General features: G+C 37.2%; 8 protein-coding genes. 5 read left to right on the top strand and 3 right to left on the bottom strand.

Going from position 1 to position 5113, the window contains the following annotated elements; translation table 11 throughout:
* Positions 1-45: 45 nt before the first annotated feature.
* On the top strand, positions 46-273 hold the full coding sequence (locus tag P9B04_RS13900; protein ID WP_342055585.1) for a hypothetical protein: 228 nt from the start codon (positions 46-48) through the stop codon (positions 271-273).
* 82 nt (positions 274-355) lie between these two features.
* On the opposite strand, the gene P9B04_RS13895 is transcribed toward P9B04_RS13900, so the two are convergent.
* The 3 genes from P9B04_RS13895 to P9B04_RS13885 form a co-directional block, all read right to left on the bottom strand.
* The gene (locus tag P9B04_RS13895) at positions 356-799 is read right to left on the bottom strand and encodes a hypothetical protein (RefSeq protein WP_342055584.1); all 444 of its coding nucleotides are present in this window, start codon (positions 797-799) and stop codon (positions 356-358) included.
* A 23-nt stretch (positions 800-822) separates the two neighbouring features.
* Complete coding sequence (locus tag P9B04_RS13890) at positions 823-1614, bottom strand: ParA family protein (protein ID WP_342055583.1); 792 nt, start codon at positions 1612-1614, stop codon at positions 823-825.
* Positions 1615-2233: 619 nt separating this feature from the next.
* Positions 2234-2455 carry a hypothetical protein gene (locus tag P9B04_RS13885; RefSeq protein ID WP_342055582.1) on the bottom strand — a complete coding sequence of 74 codons (222 nt, stop codon included), beginning with the start codon at positions 2453-2455 and terminating at the stop codon, positions 2234-2236.
* A 119-nt stretch (positions 2456-2574) separates the two neighbouring features.
* Between P9B04_RS13885 and P9B04_RS13880 the strand changes: the two genes are divergently transcribed.
* From P9B04_RS13880 to P9B04_RS13865, 4 genes are all read left to right on the top strand, one after another.
* Positions 2575-3426 carry an ArdC-like ssDNA-binding domain-containing protein gene (locus P9B04_RS13880; RefSeq protein WP_342055581.1) on the top strand — a complete coding sequence of 284 codons (852 nt, stop codon included), beginning with the start codon at positions 2575-2577 and terminating at the stop codon, positions 3424-3426.
* 90 nt (positions 3427-3516) lie between these two features.
* Positions 3517-3786, top strand: a complete 270-nt coding sequence (locus P9B04_RS13875) for a hypothetical protein (protein WP_342055580.1) — start codon at positions 3517-3519, stop codon at positions 3784-3786.
* Positions 3783-4817 carry an SAM-dependent DNA methyltransferase gene (locus tag P9B04_RS13870; protein ID WP_342055579.1) on the top strand — a complete coding sequence of 345 codons (1035 nt, stop codon included), beginning with the start codon at positions 3783-3785 and terminating at the stop codon, positions 4815-4817. The genes P9B04_RS13875 and P9B04_RS13870 overlap by 4 nt, the downstream gene beginning before the upstream one ends.
* 43 nt (positions 4818-4860) lie before the next feature.
* The coding region (locus P9B04_RS13865; protein ID WP_342055578.1) for a hypothetical protein at positions 4861-5113 on the top strand (253 nt) is incomplete at its 3' end.

Raw genomic sequence — 5113 nt, 5'->3', positions numbered from 1 at the left:
TCGCATTAAATAGTTTCCTCCCAGTGTACCTCATGAGTATGGGAAATGCTATATAAAGGTTTAGGTATCGAAAAAGCTATCACAAGATTGTTTAATTCTAACCCACATAGAGAATGGACAATTAGCGAAGTAGTGACCGGCATTTATGGGGATGTAACAAAAGCAGAAGGGTCCTTGGTTAGAGATAAAATTACTAAAGGCTTATCAAAAGGTCATTTAAGTGGACTATGGAAAAGAGTTCCTAGAAAAGTGGGGGTTTATACATCTAATTAATGGGATACCTAATTCAAGTCACTCGGTCAAGACCCCAACTAAATTAAAAATTTTAGATAGGGTCTGCACTTAACATTTTCGTTCAATCTGAAAATTTAGCTATTTCTGCTTCCAAAGCTGCTAATTCAGTTTTCTTCGCCTGTAGTCGGCCTAACTTAAATCGTTTTTGGCGACGAGCTTTTGCAGCTTTGAGAATTCTTTGGCCAAGTTTCTGATTATTCTGCATTTCTAGCCAAGCAGCTTCGATAAGAGTCTCTATAGTTATTTTTTCTTCAAGGCAAAATCGCTCTAATGAATCAGCAATCTCCTCATCCAACCTAACTCCTTTCTGGCGTTTTTTAGTAGCTTTGTTCATCAAAGAAGAAGGAGAAGAAGAAACGGACTCTGAAGTCTCTAGCTCTCTAAATGGAAGCTCAGATATATTCCTAGACGAATCAGGTTCACTTTCAGATGACAAAAAACTGTCTGTACGTTGAGGAACCGTTGGACGAATGGCTTTTTTTCTTAATTCTTCAAGTTGGCTCATTTTTTTACAATTTTAAACTCTTATCAAACAGCGACAGGTAAAGAAGTGTGACCTTGATTTAAACAACTTAATAATCTAGATTCCAGCACTTCAAATGGGTAAGCAAGATCCCCATAGCCTAATTCCTCTAAAGTGACTCTTTGATTAATTGCTTGCTTGTATTTTTCAGATTCTCGAATTGAGGGTAATAGTTGATCCCCAACATAATCTTTCATAAAATCAATAGCAGACTGACTTTCTTTTGTACGGTAACTACCTACCCATTTGTCCCTGAAAGGAATTATCCCCAAAATCTCTGCTACGGTTCCTTTCCAGCGTTTCAACTCTTGATAAGTTTCTAAGGTTCTCACTAAACTAGCGCACCCTTTCACTGAAGTTTCCACAGGAATGACTAAATAATCAGCAGCCCCAATCGCTGTACGAGATAGTTGTGTTTTTTGTGGTGGTGCATCAATAATGGCGTAAGAGAAGGTTTCTTCTAAAGGTTCAACAATAGTCTTTAACATAGATACCCCCAATCCCGTACTTGCCAAATATTCAATTGCTGTTTCTAGTCCGTCATCGGCTGGCATCAAAAAAGTATTCTCATTCAAAGCATAGATACCATCAGTAGGAGCAACTGTCCCTTTGAGAACTTCTAATAGGGTTGGATCTGTGGGTTGCACATTATGGCCCAAATATGCAGTCAATGATGCTTGGGGATCTACGTCAATCGCTAACAAAGGAGAATTTTGCCCTAATCGCTTTGCGGTAAATAAAGAACAAGTGCTTTTTCCTTGGCCACCGGATAACGAAAGAAACGTAATTTTAATCATTTCTCTCAAAAAATTTAATAAGCTTATAATAATTATCTCCGACTAACTAAAAGCTTAAAATGTTCCGCTAATCAAAACTATCTAGTGAAATGGCTCAACGTATTTAATCTATTAAGCTTATGATATTGTATAAATCAATGAATTTATTTATGTTTCATAAAATTTCTTAAGTTTATCAAAAGACAACAGATAAAAATTTTAAATTACTTAAAATTTTATTATTTAAAAGATAAATTTATAAATTAATAAAAAAATTAATATCAATTAAGCTAAAGACAATAATGATAACAAGGATAAACAAGTATTTTTTTGAATTAATAATCAATTTAATCATTATTTTGTTTATTGATTATTAATTTTAAAGGGTTAAAAAATACAATAGTAAATAAACTAATACTTTTCCATTTTATTAATTAAATCTGTTTTTACAAATGTTTTTTATAATTAACAAACCAGTATTTTAAAAAATATCTTTTGCTATTAACTATAAACATAAATTAAGAATACAACTCAATACCCTAAATTCTTAATAAAAACAAAAAAAAATAATTTAATTAAATTTAATCATAAGTTTTTGGATTTTAAAAAGTCTTAAAAATTTATTAGCAATAATAAATTTTTATTCTAAAAGACAAATGCTAACATTTATAAGTATTAACATTTGAAAATTTTTCAAGTGGCAATGCTCGTTTTTGACTATTTTCTCTAGGCTCCTTATCATCACTTGCATTTTCGCCACAGTGTCGCTCCCATCTTCGGCATGGTAGGTGATACGTTCAACCACACCAGTTAGGGTTTCATCTTTACTAGAATTAGGCTTAGTGGTAGTGGTTGCACTCATAGCTCAACCAAAACAGCATCCCAAACAATTATACTATTTTTAAGACCACGATAGGGTAACAAAAACCAGAATCTTTGCGCTTTCGCGCTGATCTAGGGAAAAAATAATCCCTAGATCTCATGGCGCAAAAGACTAACAAAACTGCACTTGCCTTTGAGCAATTAGAACAAGGACTAGCCGAACTCTTAGAATCGGGAGATTGGCAGCGATACTTGAAAACACAATCCCAATTCCACAATTATTCATTTAACAACGTGATGCTAATTCTTTCTCAGTTCCCAGAAGCATCACGAGTAGCTGGCTATCAACGCTGGCAAGAATTAGGAAGACAGGTTAAAAAAGGCAGCAAGTCTATCAAAATTTTAGCCCCGTTGAAACGCAAAATCGAGAAAGAAAACGATAACGGAGAATTAGAGGCAAAAACAGGGATTTTCGGCTTTAGAACGGTCAGCGTCTTTGATGTGTCTCAAACCGAAGGAGAAGATTTGCCAGAAATAGTTTCCTCATTGACCGGTGATGATCAAGGATTAATCGATCTCTTAACGGCATTCACCATGAATAATAACGTTCCTGTTTTATTCCAAGGGGCTTTAGGTGCCAACGGGTGGTGTCGTTACGACGGGCAAACAGGAGAACCCAGACAAATAGTAGTAGATCCACTGCTACCAAAGCAACATCAGGCCAAGACACTGGCGCACGAAATAGGTCACTCACTTTTACATTCTCGTAGTCAATACAATGACCACATTCCTCGAAGCCAAGCGGAATTAGAAGCAGAATCTGTTGCTTTCATTGTCTTACATCATTTCGGGATTGATTCGAGTGATTATTCATTCCCTTATGTCGCTGGTTGGCAACAAGGCGAGGATGCGCTGGAAAACTTAAGGAAAAGTGGAATGCTCATTCAGAAAGCTGCTAATCAAGTGATTGACTGGATTGAAACAAATTTCCAAGCGCAATTAGCCGCTTGATCAATGTCTTTACCACAGTTATTTATTTCCAAAAGAGAAGGGCTTGCACCTTCTCTTTTTAGTCTCCCTGAAATTTAGCAGCTAATCAGAATGCCCCGAAAAAAGAAGAAACCTATCAACCTTAAAGATAAGCTCAAACAACGTAAAGAGACTATCACTAATTTCTACGTTAATCGCTTAAGCCAAGTTTCTGATGACCCTCAAAAAGTTTGGGAATTAACCAAAGATCCTACCAATATGTTCCGCACTAATGAAGAGGAATTAACCAATATTTTAGCAGAATTAGACCGCCGAGTATTAGTAGGAGAGATTGACCCAGAAGTTCGCACAAAAATCATTCAAGGAATTAATTATAAATGATCCAGCAGTTATCGATATTTGACTTGCCGATGCAAGATACCCCCACAAAACTACGTTATCCCAATCCCAAGAAAGCTAAAAAATTCAGAGATTTAGCTGACAAAATGCAGTCTCAAATCGATAATAAACTTAATTCTGCGATTGGTCGACAACGTCCAACAAGGAGAAGGGCAAGGATTGCTGCATCCATGAGGGAAGAAGGGGAAAAACTGTCATTGATACAAGCATGGCTTTATGCACTAGCGTATGCGTTAGATGAAGGCACATTGCCCCGTATTTTAACTGAAATATCGACAAAAAGCCAGTTATCTGACTTAGCAGACTTCAGAGATATCAGTGATGATTACATACAACGAGGTCTCGCGGTTGATGGTTGGGCTAAGTCCCTGTTACGGGCTAATATTCGTACTGTTCCCCGTGTCCGAAGTGCGATCTCAGCTTTAGGAGAACTCCATCACCCCCCCGTAGTTGACCCCAAAATCAAGAAAATAGCTGAACTTGAGTGTCAGTTAATCGGAACTACGATTCCTGGCTATTTTTCCACGCCTAAGCCGGTTTGTGACCAAATGGTTAGATTAGCTAATCTAAAACCAGGACTGAGAGTCTGGGAGCCTAGTGCCGGCAAGGGGGATATCGCCAGTGCGATCAAAGAAGCTGTTGATGTGAACCTAGAAGTATGTGAACTTAACTCTAATCTGAGACAATTACTCGAAATCAAAGGATTTAATGTCATTGGGTCTGACTGCTTTGATGTTACCACATCCTACCACCGAATCCTCATGAATCCCCCATTTGTCAAAGGTTCAGAACTAATTCATATCCGTTACTCTTACGACCATCTTTTAGAAGGGGGACAGTTAGTGGCCATTGCCCCTGAATCCATTGAATTCCGCCAAGATAGGAAATATGCTGAGTTTCGAGAGTGGTTAGAGGACAAGTGCGTTATAAATGCTCCTTTGCCACAAGGCAGTTTCTTGAATAGCGATCGTTCAACAGGAGTTAATACGAGAATTATTGTTTTAGAGCGTTAGAGTGCGCTTTGCGCTGTTATTGAGATGATAATAACACATCTCAATGACTAACAGCAAATATCAAAAGAAAGTCGTTCCTTTAGAGAATAACTGGAACTTAAATTGTCTTTTACCCACCCTGGCTACGATTACAAATCCTAAAGGCGAAAGACATACCACCTATTTGGGCTTTGATGATTACCAAGAAGCCCAAGCATTCTGTCAATATCTAACCCAAAATAGTCTTTGCTCAAAAGCTTTAATTCGTCGAAGCAAAAGACTCTCATCTTGTCTATACGAAATAAAAAGTTGGGGGG

Origin of the sequence: Crocosphaera sp. Alani8 (assembly GCF_038442745.1) — a bacterium.
Classification (GTDB): Bacteria; Cyanobacteriota; Cyanobacteriia; order Cyanobacteriales; family Microcystaceae; genus Crocosphaera.
The sequence above is the reverse complement of the archived record's forward strand: the minus strand, read 5'-3'. Positions and strand labels throughout refer to the sequence as shown.